The 16,958-nt window shown below is 43.5% G+C and carries 13 protein-coding genes; 8 read left to right on the forward strand and 5 right to left on the reverse strand.

Translation table 11 applies throughout. From position 1 onward, the window contains the following. Positions 1-234: 234 nt before the first annotated feature. A complete protein-coding gene (locus QQ041_RS04900; RefSeq protein ID WP_285953233.1) occupies positions 235-2,460 on the forward strand; it encodes an NADP-dependent isocitrate dehydrogenase in 2,226 nt (741 codons plus the stop codon). Positions 2,461-2,785: 325 nt separating this feature from the next. On the opposite strand, the gene cspD is transcribed toward QQ041_RS04900, so the two are convergent. Then, positions 2,786-3,007 (reverse strand): cold shock domain-containing protein CspD, encoded by a 222-nt coding sequence (cspD, locus tag QQ041_RS04905; RefSeq protein WP_004736548.1) that lies wholly within the window; start codon positions 3,005-3,007, stop codon positions 2,786-2,788. A 586-nt stretch (positions 3,008-3,593) separates the two neighbouring features. On the opposite strand from cspD, the gene clpS reads away from it, so the two are divergent. Together clpS and clpA are read left to right on the forward strand one after the other, a co-directional pair. After that, positions 3,594-3,914, forward strand: a complete 321-nt coding sequence (gene clpS / locus QQ041_RS04910; protein WP_004737430.1) for an ATP-dependent Clp protease adapter ClpS — start codon at positions 3,594-3,596, stop codon at positions 3,912-3,914. Positions 3,915-3,953: 39 nt separating this feature from the next. After that, positions 3,954-6,227, forward strand: coding sequence for an ATP-dependent Clp protease ATP-binding subunit ClpA (gene clpA, locus QQ041_RS04915; protein WP_019824423.1), 2,274 nt, complete (start codon positions 3,954-3,956; stop codon positions 6,225-6,227). 245 nt (positions 6,228-6,472) lie between these two features. Here the strand turns inward: clpA and infA are convergent, their stop codons facing one another. The 3 genes from infA to aat form a co-directional block, all read right to left on the reverse strand. Continuing rightward, entirely contained in the window at positions 6,473-6,691 is a 219-nt protein-coding gene (gene infA, locus QQ041_RS04920) for a translation initiation factor IF-1 (RefSeq protein WP_001040192.1), read from the reverse strand. An 81-nt stretch (positions 6,692-6,772) separates the two neighbouring features. After that, complete coding sequence (locus QQ041_RS04925; RefSeq protein ID WP_060982347.1) at positions 6,773-7,471, reverse strand: arginyltransferase; 699 nt, start codon at positions 7,469-7,471, stop codon at positions 6,773-6,775. Continuing rightward, positions 7,471-8,181 carry a leucyl/phenylalanyl-tRNA--protein transferase gene (gene aat, locus QQ041_RS04930; protein WP_285953234.1) on the reverse strand — a complete coding sequence of 237 codons (711 nt, stop codon included), beginning with the start codon at positions 8,179-8,181 and terminating at the stop codon, positions 7,471-7,473. The genes QQ041_RS04925 and aat overlap by 1 nt, the downstream gene beginning before the upstream one ends. A gap of 53 nt (positions 8,182-8,234) precedes the next feature. Between aat and QQ041_RS04935 the strand changes: the two genes are divergently transcribed. Next, positions 8,235-8,690: a glycine zipper 2TM domain-containing protein gene (locus QQ041_RS04935; RefSeq protein ID WP_004736438.1), complete on the forward strand. Its 456-nt coding sequence runs from the start codon at positions 8,235-8,237 to the stop codon at positions 8,688-8,690. A gap of 162 nt (positions 8,691-8,852) precedes the next feature. After that, a complete protein-coding gene (gene aroA / locus QQ041_RS04940) occupies positions 8,853-10,133 on the forward strand; it encodes a 3-phosphoshikimate 1-carboxyvinyltransferase (RefSeq protein ID WP_146492188.1) in 1,281 nt (426 codons plus the stop codon). 45 nt (positions 10,134-10,178) lie between these two features. Here aroA and QQ041_RS04945 read toward each other — a convergent pair whose 3' ends face one another. Further along, the gene (locus QQ041_RS04945) at positions 10,179-10,424 is read right to left on the reverse strand and encodes a YciN family protein (protein ID WP_017062104.1); all 246 of its coding nucleotides are present in this window, start codon (positions 10,422-10,424) and stop codon (positions 10,179-10,181) included. Between the two features lie 439 nt (positions 10,425-10,863). On the opposite strand from QQ041_RS04945, the gene topA reads away from it, so the two are divergent. From topA to glgA, 3 genes are all read left to right on the forward strand, one after another. Then, positions 10,864-13,494 (forward strand): type I DNA topoisomerase, encoded by a 2,631-nt coding sequence (gene topA / locus QQ041_RS04950; protein WP_017062103.1) that lies wholly within the window; start codon positions 10,864-10,866, stop codon positions 13,492-13,494. A gap of 523 nt (positions 13,495-14,017) precedes the next feature. Continuing rightward, positions 14,018-15,247, forward strand: a complete 1,230-nt coding sequence (gene glgC / locus QQ041_RS04955) for a glucose-1-phosphate adenylyltransferase (RefSeq protein ID WP_080582251.1) — start codon at positions 14,018-14,020, stop codon at positions 15,245-15,247. Beyond that, positions 15,237-16,691 carry a glycogen synthase GlgA gene (gene glgA, locus QQ041_RS04960; RefSeq protein WP_146492187.1) on the forward strand — a complete coding sequence of 485 codons (1,455 nt, stop codon included), beginning with the start codon at positions 15,237-15,239 and terminating at the stop codon, positions 16,689-16,691. Before glgC ends, glgA begins: the two co-directional genes overlap by 11 nt. The last annotated feature ends 267 nt before the right edge of the window (positions 16,692-16,958 follow it).

The following is a 16,958-nucleotide window of genomic DNA, read 5'->3' on the forward strand; positions in this document are numbered from 1 at the left end:
ACACAAAATAGAACAAGTTGATGGACTCTTAAGCCTGATTTGTTTAATTATACCTTCGTGTTTTATTATAACAACGCACTCACGGATTTGGTTCATGCTGTCATCAAGATTGCATGAAAAATAAGATAGAGTACGACTATCGAGTAAGCAGTTTTCACTCTTTGAGTGGCTTACTGGTCAATTTATAACACTCTCACTACTTAAGTGAGCTTGTAAGAACTATAGGGAAATTTCATGCCTACTGAAAAACCAACGATCATCTATACCATTACAGACGAAGCTCCGGCGCTAGCAACTTACTCTCTGCTGCCAATCATTCAATCTTTTACAGCTTCTTCTGGTATTAACGTTGATACTCGCGACATTTCACTTGCAGGGCGCATTATTGCCAACTTCCCTGATTATTTGAACGAAGAGCAACGCATTGGTGATGCATTAGCAGAACTAGGTGAATTGGCTAAGACACCAGAAGCGAACATTATCAAGCTTCCAAACATCTCTGCATCTGTGCCTCAGTTGCAAGCAACAATCAAAGAACTACAGTCAAAAGGCTACGCACTTCCAAACTACCCAGAAGAAGCAAACACCGACGAAGAGAAAGCCGTTAAAGCGACTTACGATAAAATCAAAGGCAGTGCAGTAAACCCTGTACTACGTGAAGGTAACTCGGATCGCCGCGCTCCACTTTCAGTAAAAAACTATGCGAAGAAAAACCCACATTCAATGGGTGCATGGTCTGCAGATTCTAAGTCGCACGTTTCAAGTATGGACGACAAAGACTTCTTCGGTAGCGAAAAATCAGTAACCATTGAAGGTGCTACGGAAGTTAGCATTGAATTCGTTGGCAAAGATGGCGCGAAGAAAACATTGAAGCCAGCTTTTGCACTGCAAGATAAAGAGATCATTGATGCGTCAGTGATGAACAAGGCCGCTTTGGTTGCGTTTTTCGAGAAAGAAATAGCGTCGGCTAAAGAGCAAGGTGTACTGCTTTCTCTTCATATGAAAGCGACGATGATGAAAGTATCTGACCCTGTGATCTTTGGTCATGCGGTTAAGGTTTACTATAAAGACGTATTCACTAAACACGGTCAGCTATTTGAAGAGCTTGGTGTGGATGTTAACAACGGCATCGGTGATGTATACGCGAAGATTGCATCGCTTCCTCAAGAGCAAAAACAGGCAATCGAAGCTGATCTACAAGCGGTATACGAGACTCAACCACCACTAGCGATGGTTGACTCGGATCGTGGTATTACTAACCTACACGTTCCAAGCGATATCATTGTTGATGCTTCTATGCCTGCAATGTTGCGTTCTTCTGGTCAAATGTGGGATCCAGAAGGTAAGCAAAAAGATACCAAAGCTATGATCCCAGATCGCAGCTACGCGAGCATTTACCAAGCGGTTATTGATTTCTGTAAAGAGAACGGCGCGTTCGATCCAACAACGATGGGTAGCGTACCAAACGTTGGCTTGATGGCTCAAAAAGCTGAAGAGTACGGTTCTCACGATAAGACTTTTATCCTTGAAGCTGCTGGTCAGGTTCAAGTTGTTGACGCTTCAGGCTCTGTGCTTCTAGAGCAAGACGTAGAGGAAGGCGACATCTTCCGTATGTGTCAGGTTAAAGATGCACCAATCCAAGACTGGGTTAAGCTTGCGGTAACTCGTGCTCGTGCATCGGGTGTCCCAGCGGTATTTTGGCTAGATGCGTCACGCGCGCATGATGCTCAGCTTATTAAGAAAGTTGAAGCGTACCTCCCTGAATACGATACTGATGGTCTTGAAATTAAGATCCTTGCTCCACTTGAAGCGACTCAATACTCACTGGTTCGTATCAAAGAAGGCCTCGATACTATTTCGGTTACAGGTAACGTATTACGTGATTACCTAACAGACTTGTTCCCGATTCTAGAGCTTGGTACATCAGCTAAGATGCTATCGATTGTTCCACTAATGAACGGTGGCGGTCTGTTTGAGACAGGTGCTGGCGGTTCTGCTCCTAAGCACGTACAACAAGTAGAGAAAGAAAACCACCTACGTTGGGATTCTCTAGGTGAATTCTTGGCACTAGCGGCATCTCTAGAGCACCTGAGCGTAGTAACGGGTAACGCTAAGGCACAAGTTCTAGCGGACGCGCTTGATAAAGCAACGGGTGAATTCCTAGACAACAACAAGTCCCCTTCACGCCGAGTAGGAGAGCTTGATAACCGTGGTAGCCACTACTACCTAGCGGCATACTGGGCTAAGGCGCTTGCTGAGCAAACGGCTGATGCTGATCTTGCTGCTGAGTTCGCAGGTGTGGCAAGTCAACTGGCTGAAAGTGAAGAAGCTATTGTTGCAGAGCTAAACAACGCTCAAGGTGTCGCTGGCGACTTAGGTGGTTACTACCTACTTGATGATGCACTGGTTTCAACACTAATGCGTCCAAGCTCAACACTAAACGCATTTATTGATGCATAGTGATTGGACTCATCGTTAGTCAGCCATGAACGTGATTTGCTAACGAGTTACTTGGCCTAACAGCTAAGTCATAGATAAAGTCAAAATGAAAGATGCTTTAACGATAACGTTAAAGCATCTTTTTTTCTTTCTAATACTTCCTAAGACCTAGTTTAATAGAATAGATTCTCGAACTGATTGTCCAGTGAGCAACTTTAGAGATCCCGGAACGAAAAAACCGCTCACGTAATCCTGTATTACAGGCATTAAATGAGCGGTTTCAATATTCTGTTTACCTGTCAGCCGTTAATGACGATTGATGGAGGTTAACATGAGTTGGCTTCGCCTATTTTGCGGCGCTGCCTTCTACAGGAACAACGGAGCTAGCGTGCGAGCCTTTAGGACCACTTTCTACTTCATAGTCGACCTGCTGACCAGCCTTTAGGGTTCGATAGCCTTCCATTTGTATTGTGGAGTAGTGCGCGAAAATATCGCCGTCTTCACCTTCTGGACAAATAAAGCCAAACCCTTTGGCATTGTTAAACCATTTTACTGTACCTGTAGCCATGCTATACATCCCTCATGCATTTTGTTACTAACGTTGTTATATCAATAGTTGTAAGTTCAATTGATATCATTCTTACCAGCTAAAGAATTTCAGCTGATAGCTTGAATCTCATACATTGCTTACGGAAATTAACGCTACCCTGCGTAATTATTCCTTATTGTTAATTTTTAAAGCGTGTTACTGGTTTTAAATCATGTTGCAAAAATGTATTAAAAAACCTTTTAGCTCCAATGTAGCTAATGATTGAGCACAGTCAATAGCAAATTGGTATAAAATTGATCAATTTTAATAACAAATCACATTCGAGATTAACTGCAAACTATTAACTAAATAGTAACTTAGCGGTGATCTTATCGTCAGTATCAATAGTTATGGTGTCTTTTTAATCAATCACATATGTTAATCCTGTTAATCGAGATCTTTTATTTGCAGCGATGGAAATGGTGGATTAGGCTCAGTAATAGAGGAATATTTTTTGGTACTGTTTCTCGGTGCAGTTTCTTAGTACACCGTAAAGCGTGAATGTGGTAAATTTAAGTTAGGTAAACACTCACGACTTCCGAAAAATAACCCTTAGCAAAGCGATATGAGCAGAAACTTTGAATGGGCATCTCCAGGCTCAGATTTACTGGAGAAAGAAGCGACAAAAGTAAAGCCACCGGCAATGTATAACGTTGTATTAAATAACGATGATTACACGCCTATGGACTTTGTAATCGAGATCCTAGAGCGATTCTTCTCACTAGATATCGAAAAAGCAACGGAAGTGATGCTCAAGGTTCATTATGAAGGTAAAGCTATATGCGGTACGTACAGTGCTGAAATAGCGGAAACAAAGGTAGCGCAGGTCACGATGTACTCAAAGGAAAATGAGCATCCGCTACTATGTACAATGGAGCAAGTATAAATTGCTCGAACAACACTGTTGTTCCCTTAGGAGGTACTTATGCTAAATAAAGAATTAGAGACGAGTTTAAATGGCGCATTTGCTCGTGCGCGAGACAAGCGACATGAATTCATGACTGTCGAACACCTCCTACTAGCATTATTAGAAAATGATGCGGCCAAGGAAGCGCTCCAAGCTTGTCAGGCTGATCTCGATGCTCTTCGCAATGAGCTCGATATTTTTATCGATCAAACGACTCCACTTATCCCTGAAAGCGACGAGACTCGCGAAACCCAGCCTACGCTGAGTTTTCAACGAGTACTTCAGCGTGCTGTTTTTCATGTTCAATCTTCAGGTCGCAGCGAAGTAACAGGTGCTAACGTACTTGTGGCTATTTTTAGTGAGCAAGAATCTCACGCGGCATATCTTCTTAAGAAAAATGACATTAGCCGCTTAGATATTGTTAACTTCATCTCACACGGTATTACCAAAGCCAGCAATGAAGGAGACAGTCCTTCATCATCTGATTCATTTGGTGGTGCAGAAAATGCTGAAGAAGCGAATTCCGAAGACCGTTTAGAAAACTTTGCTACTAACCTTAACGAAGTAGCGAAGCAGGGCAATATTGACCCACTAATCGGTCGTGACAAAGAGCTAGAACGTACTATCCAAGTTCTGTGTCGTCGTCGTAAGAACAACCCTCTGTTAGTGGGTGAAGCGGGTGTAGGTAAAACTGCCATTGCGGAAGGCTTAGCATGGCGTATCGTTGAAGGGCAAGTGCCTGAAATCATTCAGAGCAGCGTGATTTATTCTCTGGATATTGGTTCGCTGCTAGCAGGAACGAAGTATCGTGGTGATTTTGAGAAGCGTTTTAAAGCGATTCTTAAGCAACTAGAGAAAGAAGAAGATGCGATTCTGTTCATCGATGAGATCCACACCATTATTGGTGCTGGCGCTGCTTCTGGTGGTCAGGTTGATGCGGCAAACTTAATTAAACCACTACTAAGCAGTGGTAAATTACGTTGCATCGGCTCAACAACGTACCAAGAGTACAGCAGTATTTTTGAGAAGGAGCGTGCGCTAGCTCGTCGCTTCCAGAAAATCGATATTATTGAACCATCGCTAGATGACACTACCAAGATTCTGATTGGCTTGAAGCCAAAATACGAAGCTCACCACGAAGTGCGCTATACCAACAAAGCGTTGCGTGCAGCGGTGGAACTGTCAGCTAAATACATTAATGAACGTCACCTTCCTGATAAGGCCATTGACGTAATCGATGAAGCGGGCGCTCGTAGCCGTTTGGCACCAGCAAGCCGTCGTAAGAAGACGGTTAGCGTGGCGGACATTGAGTCAATGGTTGCGAAAATGGCTCGTATTCCAGAGAAGTCAGTATCGTCTTCAGACAAAGACACGCTACAGAAACTGGATGACCGCATGAAAATGTTGGTATTCGGACAAGATCCTGCAATCGATGTGTTGAGTGAAGCGATTAAGCTGACCCGTGCCGGATTGGGCGCAGACAATAAACCAGTTGGTTCATTCTTGTTTGCTGGTCCTACTGGTGTAGGTAAAACCGAGGTGACAGTTCAACTGTCTAAATTGATGGGCATTGAGCTTCTACGCTTTGATATGTCTGAGTACGGTGAGCGCCATTCTGTGAGCCGCTTGATTGGTGCTCCTCCTGGTTATGTTGGTTACGATCAAGGTGGTCTGCTAACTGACGCCGTAATCAAGAACCCGCACTCTGTTGTGTTACTTGATGAGATCGAAAAAGCTCACCCAGATATCTTTAACTTGTTGCTACAGGTTATGGATAACGGCACGCTAACTGATAACAATGGTCGTAAAGCGGATTTCCGTAACGTGATCTTAGTGATGACGACTAACGCTGGTGTAGCTGAAACGGAGAAGAAATCGATTGGCCTGATCCAACAAGATCATGCGCCAGATGCGATGGGCGAAATCAAGAAGGTATTTACTCCTGAGTTCCGTAACCGTCTCGATAATATCATTTGGTTCAACAGCCTTGATCCAACTGTGATTAGTCAAGTTGTTGATAAGTTTATTGTCGAGCTTCAGGTTCAACTGGATGCTCGTGGCGTATCTTTAGAGGTTTCTGAAGATGCTCGCCATTGGTTAGCAGACAAAGGTTACGATAAGACCATGGGTGCTCGTCCGATGGGACGTGTTATTCAAGACAAGCTTAAGAAGCCACTGGCAAATGAGTTATTGTTTGGTAGTTTAGTCGACGGAGGTACTGTGAAGGTATCCCTGAAGAAAGATGACCTAGACTTTGTTTATGTCGGTGCTAAAGAAGAGGTTATGCACTAACGAAGTGATTGATAACTCGAAAGTTTAAATATAAAACGCATGACTTCGGTTGTGCGTTTTTTTATGCTTGCGAGAGATGCGAGAGATGCGAGAGATGCGAGAGATGCGAGAGATGCGAGAGATGCGAGAGATGCGAGAGATGCGAGAGATGCGAGAGATGCGAGAGATGTTGGAGTGGTAAAAAATTTAGGCGATAAAAAACGGAGCATTAAGCTCCGCTTCTTATCGTAGTCGATAATTAAAAATTAACGAGCACGGAAGACGATGCGGCCTTTAGAAAGGTCGTATGGAGTCATCTCAACAGTTACTTTATCACCAGTAAGAATACGGATGTAGTTCTTACGCATTTTACCAGAGATGTGTGCTGTCACTACGTGACCGTTTTCAAGCTCAACACGGAACATTGTGTTTGGTAGAGTATCAAGGACAGTGCCTTGCATCTCGATTACGTCTTCTTTAGCCATCTAATCCTCTTTCGAAATTTGGCGGTTTTCAACGGCTTGATTGTGCCGTTAAAATCAAAATATGTAAAGTTGTCGCGTATTCTACCCTTGCCACCGCTGATTTACTAGCCTTTGATGACGTTGAAATCGTACTTTATAGTTCATCGCAGGGCATTCATCGATTTGATAACCCAAATATAACCATTGTTTTTGTTCTTTCTGGGCATGTTGGATCTGAAATAGAACGCCAAGTGTTCCCATCGAAATGTCGATATCAGGATCGAAGAAGGTATAAAATGCGCTTGTACAGTGAGTCATGATGTCGGTTACGGCGATAGCAACCAACTTGTTCTCATCATAGATATGCATGAACTTTGTAGTAAGCCACTCATTTTTAGAGAACTGTAGAAACTCTTCTTTCTTTGGTGGATACATGGTTCCTGAACGGTGACGAGCGGTGATATAGCGACTGTATAAATCAAACCAGTTGTCATCCATCTCATCTTTCAGTTCCCAACGCAGTGATTTTCCCTTGTTAAGGATTCGTCGTTGGCTTTTGGAAAGCTTTACCTCAGGAATAGAAAGCCGAATCGCTTGGCATGCTGAGCAATTATCGCAATGTGGCTTATAAATGGTTGCTCCACTGCGGCGAAATCCATTCGCAAGCAGAACTTCATAGTTATCTGAGGTGTGCATGTGTTCATCAAGCGTGACCGCCACTCTCTCTTCGAGGTGAGGTAAGTAGCTGCAAGCGTGATTGTCTGTTAATCCAATTCTGATTTGTTGTAAATCTGGATTCATTAAGGCATTTCCTTTAGCCATTGGGTTTTAAAGCATGCATCGTTAACGGAGAATTCTTTGAGTAATTGCAGGGAACCTAGGAATTCATCCCTATCAACCTCGATAGCGCCTAAGGATTCCAAGTGAGGGTTCATGACTTGGCAATCAATCATTTGTCCGCCGAATTGTGTAAAGTGTTCACAAAAGTACCACAGCGCAATTTTAGAGGCATTGCTCTTTAGGCTGAACATCGATTCACCGCAAAAGACTTGGCCTCTATGTAAGCCATAAAGTCCGCCGATTAGCTCATCATCTTGCCAAACCTCAACCGAGTGGCAGAAACCTAATGAAGCGAGTTTGCGGTAGGCTGACTGCATGTCATTGTTTAGCCAGGTTTCTTCTTCGGGTCTTAGTGAAGAGCAATACCCAATTACTCTGTCCGTCGCTTGGTTGATGCTGACACGGTAATTGTGCTTTCTTTGAAACTTTTTAAGACTTTTTGACGGTTCGAATGTCTTAGGATTAAATACCGCTCGCGGTGCAGGGCTCCACCAAAGTATAGGCTCACCTGGGCCATACCATGGAAATATACCTTGGCTATAAGCGTTTAAAATTCGCATTGGTGATAAATCACCACCGAAGGCGAGCAGACCGTTGGGTTCATCAAGCGCGTCGAAAGGCGAAGGAAACTCTATACTAGTAGTATCAAGTTCGGTTAGGTATATAGTCATAAGTACCGCATTACAGATTAATCACTGACCAAGAGGTCTTTAGGAGTTTTACCATGAAGAAGTTGCTTTGGATTTTACTTGTTTTGCCCATGTTGGCAAATGCAGCTTACAACAGAAACCAAGCTCGACCAGTAAACGAGGTGGTTTATGGTGAGATTGATACGGTTAGATACATCACTCAGCAAGAGATCGTTGAATCGAAAGCGAATGGTTGGGAAACCTTGTTAGGTGCGGCGATTGGTGGCTTGATTGGTAACCAGTTTGGCGGCGGCACCGGTAAAGAAGTAGCGACAGCTGTCGGTGCAGTAGCAGGTGCGGGTATTGCTCGTAACCGCGGTAACACACAATATAAAGTAGAGTACAAACTGGTCGAGTTATTGGTCAAAACTAAAGACGATAAGTTGGTCAACATCATCCAAGATGTCGATAACTCGATGCTGTTTAACCGAGGCGATGATGTACGAATTCTCTATTTTTCAGATGGCGTTCGAGTTGATCTAGTGTACTAGTATATAAATACGATTGATTGGCTAATTAATCACCTAATTGAGTGGGATTAGCTCTGGAGTTCGTTGGAAAAGTTCGTTAGTCTGCAAGTACGAAGAATTATTCATCACCCGAAAATAAATACGCGCCAGTGACTTCGGGTGGTACAAGGACTATAAGATTTAATGGAAAGCCTTACGTTACAACCAATTCAAAAAGTGAACGGGGAAGTTAACCTACCAGGTTCAAAAAGCGTTTCCAACCGTGCACTTCTTTTGGCTGCACTTTCAACGGGAACCACTCGCCTAACAAACTTGCTAGACAGTGATGACATTCGCCATATGTTGAATGCCTTGACTCAACTAGGTGTTAATTATCAGCTGTCTGCAGACAAAACTGTTTGTGAAGTAACGGGTGTTGGTGGTGTATTCTCAAGTGATAAAGCCCTAGAGCTTTTTTTAGGTAACGCGGGTACGGCGATGCGTCCTCTGGCGGCTGCACTATGTTTAGGTCGCGGTGAATACGTTCTTACTGGTGAGCCGCGCATGAAAGAGCGCCCAATTGGCCATTTAGTAACTGCACTGCGAGCTGCTGGTGCCGACGTTGAATACTTAGAAAACGAAAACTACCCACCATTGAAGATCACAGGTACAGGTTTGAAGAGCGGTACGGTTTCTATCGACGGTTCTATCTCTAGCCAGTTTTTGACGGCATTTTTGATGGCTGCGCCCTTAGCTGAAGGTGAAGTGACCATTAAAATTGAAGGTGAATTAGTTTCTAAACCTTACATCGATATTACGCTGCACATCATGAAGCAATTTGGTGTGGACGTGATCAATAATGATTACCAAGAGTTTGTTATTCCCACTGGGCAATCTTACTCGGCACCGGGTGATTTCTTGGTTGAAGGTGATGCATCATCTGCGTCATATTTCCTTGCTGCGGCTGCGATTAAAGGTGGTGAGATTAAGGTTACTGGTATTGGTAAAAACAGTATCCAAGGTGATATCCAATTCGCTGATGCGCTTGAGAAAATGGGTGCCGAAATCGAATGGGGTGACGACTATGTTATTTCTCGTTGTGGTGAGCTGAAAGGCATTGATATGGACTATAACCATATTCCAGATGCTGCGATGACTATCGCGACGACCGCGTTGTTTGCTAAAGGTACAACGGCAATCCGTAATGTCTACAACTGGCGTGTGAAAGAGACAGACCGCTTGGCTGCAATGGCTACAGAGCTACGCAAAGTTGGTGCTGAAGTGGAAGAGGGTGAAGATTACATCATTGTTAACCCTGTAGCAGAACTGACTCACGCGGCGATTGATACTTACGATGATCACCGTATGGCGATGTGTTTCTCACTGGTTGCTTTGAGCGATACGCCTGTGACGATTAACGATCCAGGTTGTACGTCAAAGACATTCCCTGATTACTTCGATAAGTTGAAAATGCTGAGCCAGTAAAGGTTCAGGAACTGAAAAAGCTTGCCTAAATGGCAAGCTTTTTAATTATTGCTGAATTGTAAATTCTTTCGAAAGGTGGTGCGCTAAGTATTTAAACATGTTAAATACCGCGGTTGTATTCTCGGTCGGCATTCCATTGCTGTCTAAGAAGTATTCACCTTTGAAGACGAGTACATCGTCTTTTTCTACTACGCTGTTTGCGCGCATGCCTTCAATGTAGTCATCATGTGATTGGATAATTTGGTTTGCGATAAGCAGTAAATCAAATTCTGCTATTACTTTCTTTGTCATGAGTTTATCTCTGATAACTGAATATAACGTTGAGTTTATGGTGTCGAACTAGAAATTCAATGATTTCACAACCGATTAAGAGAGTCTTTTCAAACATCCACAATTTATTTTGTGATTTACGGCAAAAATAATTGAATGGGGCTCGCGTTAGATTCGCGGACAAGCTTAGTATGAGCCCGTTTAGACGTAATGCCTGATGAATAGGCTCTTGCAAGTATTCTTCGTGAGTACTTTATAGCTTCTTTATATTGTGACCCTTTTATCTGTGAGTCGTCGAATTGTCGAGCGATCAGATCCAATTTTGAAAAAAGCGGTTGATCTTCTAGTAATCTCGCACAATAGTAAAAAAAGAAGCAATGAATTTAGAATATCATGCGTAAAAGCCCACAAGCTAAATTGTTGGTGCTGAAGCATCGTGATTAAGGACGTTAGAGTCAATATGGGTAAATCGCTCGTTATAGTGGAGTCGCCAGCCAAGGCTAAAACTATCAATAAATATCTTGGCAAAGACTTTGTCGTTAAGTCGAGTGTAGGTCACGTACGTGATTTACCAACGGCGGGTCAAAGTACTGGTCAAAAGGCTGCTGCAGTTTCAACCAAGGGTATGAGCCCAGAAGATAAAGCTCGTATCAAGAAAGAAAAAGATCGCAAAGCTCTTATCAAAAAGATGGGTATCAACCCGTATAAAGAGTGGGAAGCGAACTACCAAATCCTACCTGGTAAAGAGAAAGTCGTCGCTGAATTGCAAAAACTGGCTGAGAACGCAGACCATGTTTATCTCGCAACCGATTTGGACCGCGAAGGAGAAGCTATCGCATGGCACCTTCGTGAGATCATCGGTGGCGATGAAACGCGATACAAGCGAGTGGTTTTTAACGAAATCACCAAGAATGCTATTCAACAAGCTTTCGAAACTCCAGGTGAGCTAAACATTGATGGCGTAAACGCACAACAAGCACGACGTTTTATGGACCGTGTTGTTGGCTTTATGGTGTCACCTCTGCTTTGGAAAAAAGTAGCACGAGGCCTGTCCGCTGGCCGTGTTCAATCAGTAGCGGTAAAACTACTGGTAGAGCGTGAGCGCGAGATCAACGCCTTTATCCCTGAAGAGTTCTGGGATGTGCATGCTGATACTAAAACAGCAGAGAAAACCGACTTTAGACTGCAAGTAGCGCAGAAAGACGGTGTTGCGTTTAAACCTGAAAATGAAGCGCAAACACAAGCTGCTGTTAGCGTTTTAGAAAAAGCGCAATATGAAGTATGTAAACGTGAAGACCGCCCAACAAAGAGTAAGCCGTCTGCACCTTACATCACGTCGACGCTGCAGCAAGCGGCGAGTACGCGTCTTGGTTATGGCGTAAAGAAAACCATGATGTTGGCTCAACGCCTGTATGAAGCGGGTTACATCACTTATATGCGTACTGACTCAACCAACTTGAGTTCAGAAGCTGTAGAAGCCGCTCGTGAATACATTGGTTCTGAGTACGGCGCGCAATACCTTCCACCTAAAGCACTTGTATACGGCAGCAAAGAGGGCGCTCAAGAGGCACACGAAGCGATTCGTCCTTCAAGTGTAGATGTTAAGTCGGAAGATCTAAACGGCGTAGACGCAGACGCACACAAGCTTTATTCACTGATTTGGAATCAGTTCGTTGCGTGTCAAATGACACCAGCTCAATACGATTCAACGACAGTAAGCGTTAAAGCAGATGAGTACACGTTAAAAGCGAAAGGGCGTATTCTTAAATTTGATGGTTGGACTCGTGTTCAGCGTCCAATGGGTAAGAACGAAGATACGATCCTTCCAGCAGTTCAGATCGGCGATAAGCTTGATTTGATCGCTCTGGACCCTAAACAGCACTTCACTAAGCCACCTGCTCGTTTCACTGAAGCGGCGCTAGTTAAAGAGCTTGAGAAGCGTGGTATTGGTCGTCCTTCAACATACGCATCAATCATCTCGACGATTCAAGATCGTGGTTATGTAAAAGTTGAACAGCGTCGTTTCTATGCTGAGAAGATGGGTGAAATTGTTACTGACCGTCTAGACGGCAGCTTCAATGACCTAATGAACTACGACTTCACTGCTCGTATGGAGCAGAAGTTGGACCAAATCGCAGAAGGCGAAGCAAGCTGGAAAGGCGTGTTAGATAACTTCTTCGAAGACTTTACTGGCGATTTGGAAAAAGCAGATTTAGACGAAGACGCTGGTGGTATGAAGCCAAATCATATCGTGGAAACCGATATTGAGTGTCCGACTTGTAGCCGTAAAATGGGTATTCGTACTGCTTCGACAGGCGTATTCCTTGGTTGTTCTGGCTATGCACTTCCACCAAAAGAGCGTTGTAAGACAACAATCAACCTTGGTGATGAAGAGGGCATTATCAACGTGCTTGAAGAAGACGTTGAAACAGCAGCACTTCGAGCTAAAAAGCGTTGTCCTATTTGTGAAACGGCAATGGATGCTTATCTAATCGATGATAAGCGTAAGATGCACGTATGTGGTAACAACCCGAACTGTGAAGGTTATGTGGTTGAGCACGGCGAATTTAAAGTAAAAGGCTACGATGGTCCACTTGTTGAGTGTGACAAGTGTGGTTCTGACATGGTTCTGAAGAACGGTCGTTTTGGTAAATACATGGACTGTACGAGTGAAGATTGTAAGAACACTCGTAAGATTCTGAAAAATGGCGAAGTTGCGCCACCGAAAGAAGACCCGGTGCATTTCCCTGAACTTCCATGTGAAAATTCAGACGCGTACTTTGTTCTTCGTGATGGTGCTTCTGGTCTATTTATGGCTGCGAGCAACTTCCCTAAATCACGTGAAACACGTGCACCATTAGTGGAAGAGCTGGTTCGTTTTAAAGACCGTATCTCACCTAAGTTCCAATACCTAGCATCAGCGCCAGTTGCTGACCCTGATGGTAAGCCGACAGTGGTTCGTTTTAGTCGTAAGACCAAAGAAAACTACGTTCGTACTGAAGTAGATGGAAAACCGTCCGGTTGGACTGCGTTGTACATCGACGGTAAGTGGGAAGTTACGGATAAGCGTAAAAAGCCTAAAGAGAAGTAACTGAACGTTATTGATGAAAAAGCAGCCATTAGGCTGCTTTTTTTGATCTCAATATGACTAAATATGCAACTTATTGATTTGGTGTTTCGTCTGCGAGAATTTATTAAATTCACACTGCAAAATAAATAACAGAAATTAATCACATCTTCTTATGCAACTTTAACGAGAATGTAACTTAATTAAAATATTGTAACTCACAGATCAGCGTTTAGTTGTATACCTGATGTGTGTCGGGTGTTAATGTAATGTTTCGTCTGGACGATGTAGTGTGAGCTGCTTTAAGTCTTAGGAAAGCAATCAGCTTACGTACCACAGAATGGCGTATTAAAAATTGAATTCGGCCGAAAAGTCGATAACGTATATAAAACCAAGTGCAAAGAATAGTGCACACATAACAACGTTTGGCTTAGGATATTGTCACTGTATGTGAATGGATATTCGCTAAATACCGAAATAAGTGTTGGTGCTCATCCCCCAGAGGAAGATACCTCTACGAGTACTAACATCGACAAGCTATAGATATATGGAGAATAAAATGGCTGGTGTATTGGGAATGATTCTTGCTGGTGGTGAAGGCTCTCGCTTAAGACCTTTAACTGAATCTCGCAGCAAACCCTCGGTTCCTTTCGGTGGTAGTTACCGCTTAATTGATTTCGCTTTGAACAACTTCGTTAATGCTGATCTAATGAAGATCTACGTATTAACACAATTTAAGTCACAGTCACTGTTCCACCATATGAAAAAAGGCTGGAATATCAGTGGTATAACAGACCGTTTCATCGACCCAATTCCTGCACAAATGCGTAAAGGAAAGCGTTGGTATGAAGGCACAGCAGATGCTATCTACCAAAACATGGGCTTTATGGAGTTGGAAGAACCTGATCAAGTCTGTATTTTTGGTTCAGACCATATCTATAAGATGGACATCAAACAGATGCTTGATTTCCATAAAGAGAAGAAAGCGGCTCTAACAGTATCAGCATTGCGCATGCCGCTTGCTGAAGCATCAGAATTCGGTGTTATTGAGGTTGATGCTGATGGCCGTATGATTGGCTTTGAAGAGAAACCTGCAAATCCGAAGTCGATCCCGGGCGATCCAGAATCAGCGCTCGTTTCAATGGGCAATTACGTGTTCGAAGCGAAAGAGCTTTTTGCTGAACTAACGGAAGATGCTGATAGAGAAGGTTCGACACACGATTTCGGCAAAGACATTATTCCAAACATGTTCCCACGTGGTGATGTGTTTGTTTATGATTTCAGCACCAATCGTATTACTGGTGAGAAAGAAGAAGTTTACTGGCGCGATGTAGGTACGATTGACGCGTACTGGCAAGCGCATATGGACCTTCTTAAGAAAGATGCGCCATTCTCGCTATACAACCGTAAATGGCCTCTACACACTTATTACCCGCCACTACCACCTGCTACGTTTACTGATTCGGCAAATGGTCGAATTCAGATCATTGATAGTCTTGTTTGTAGCGGTAGTTACGTACGTGGTTCGCGTATTGAAAAGAGTGTACTGGGTTTCCGCAGCAATATCGCATCAGCGTGTGATATTAGCGAAAGTATCTTACTCGGTGATGTAAAAGTGGGTGAGGGTTGTATCCTGCGCCGCGTTATCATTGATAAAGATGCAGATATCGCACCGGGTACACAGATTGGTGTAAATCTGACAGAAGACAAAAAGCATTACCACGTATCTGACGATGGTGTCGTAGTGATTTCTAAAGGAGCACGAGTTGGTTACTAAGACTCTCTCGGTACTTTTTGTAGCGTCTGAAGTTGAAGGCTTGATTAAAAGTGGTGGCTTGGCTGATGTAGCCAAGGCACTACCGAAAGCGTTGCAAACACTCGAACAGGACGTTCGAGTGACTATCCCCGCCTATAGAAATATTCCAAACATTGATTCAGCAGAAGTTGTTTTATCGACTGAACTCGATCATTGGCCTCATACGGCTTACCAAGTGAAAAAACTGAGCGTAGAAGGCGTTCCAGTTTTTGGTATTGAATGTGCCAAGTATTTCGACCGCCCGGAAATGTACGCAGAAAACAATCAAGCTTATGCTGATAACGGAGAGCGCTTCTCGTTCTTTAGTGCAGCCTGTCTTGATATGCTTCCTAAACTTGGTTTTCAACCGGATATCATTCATGCAAATGACTGGCATACAGGTTTCGTTCCTTTCTTGCTTAAATCGCGTTACCAACAACACGATTTCTTTGAAAATACACGCAGTGTTATCTCGATTCACAATGCGGTATTCAAAGGTGTGTTCGCATACGATGAATTACAATTCCTGCCAGAGATGCACAGTTATCATGTGCCAGAAGCTTCAGTGAGTGACACTCATGTCACTATGCTAAGAGCTGGCGTGATGTGCGCTGATAAAGTGAACGCTGTAAGTCCTACCTATGCAGAAGAGTTGAAAACGGAATTAGGTAGCCACGGTATGGCTGCAGAATTCCAACACAGATCAGCTGATCTGTTCGGCATTTTGAATGGTTGCGATTACGGAGCTTGGAACCCGGAAACAGACGCTTTCCTTCCTCGTAAATACAAAGCGACTAAGCACAGCATGGCTCGCGGAAAATCAGCTTGTAAGCAAAAGCTGCAACAAGACGTGGGTTTACCCGTTGCCGATTGCGCGGTTTATGGCATGGTTTGTCGCCTGACGAATCAAAAAGGCGTTCACTACTTACTGCCTATCATCGATCAGTTCTTGAAAAACGACCTTCAGATTGTGATTGTCGGTACAGGTGATCCGGTTTTGGCGAGTCAGTTGAAAGAGCTATCAGCACTTCACTCAGACAAGTTCTCATTCGTAGAAGCCTACAATAATGAACTAGCGCACTTGGTTGAAGCTGGCTCTGATTTCTTTTTGATGCCTTCTGAATTTGAACCTTGTGGTTTAAATCAAATCTATAGTATGGCTTATGGTACTTTGCCTATTGTTCGCTCTGTAGGCGGCTTAAAAGACAGTGTGAATGATTACGATCAGGATCCTGAGGTAGCGACAGGGTTTGCTTTTGAAGAGCCAACACCGCAAGCGCTACTGGCAGTATTGCATCGTTCATTGCTGCTTTATGCTCAAAATTCATCTGAAATTAAGCGTGTTCAGCTTTATGCAATGCAGCAAGATTTTAGTTGGGAAGATGCGGCAAAAGAATACCTTGTGATGTACCACTCTGCATTTTAACTTGCTGACTTAGCTTAAAAAGTTGGTTTATGAACAATTGCAGTTCTTAATAGAAGAAGGCACTCTGATAGCAGAGTGCCTTCTTGTTTTCTGGTCAGAGCACATCTCGTTTGCGAAGACAAAGCTTGCAAACTCATTTTAGTCATGTAGAAAAGGCAGGGTAGGTATTCACATGACTAATGTTAGGTTTGACACTATTATCACTTAAAGTTCTTAATAGCGTGATATCCTTGGTCATCGCCTCGTGATGAGGCAGAGCTCCACTCC

Source organism: Vibrio sp. TMPB1044 (assembly GCF_030442075.1).
In the GTDB taxonomy this organism is placed as follows: Bacteria; Pseudomonadota; Gammaproteobacteria; order Enterobacterales; family Vibrionaceae; genus Vibrio; species Vibrio satsumensis.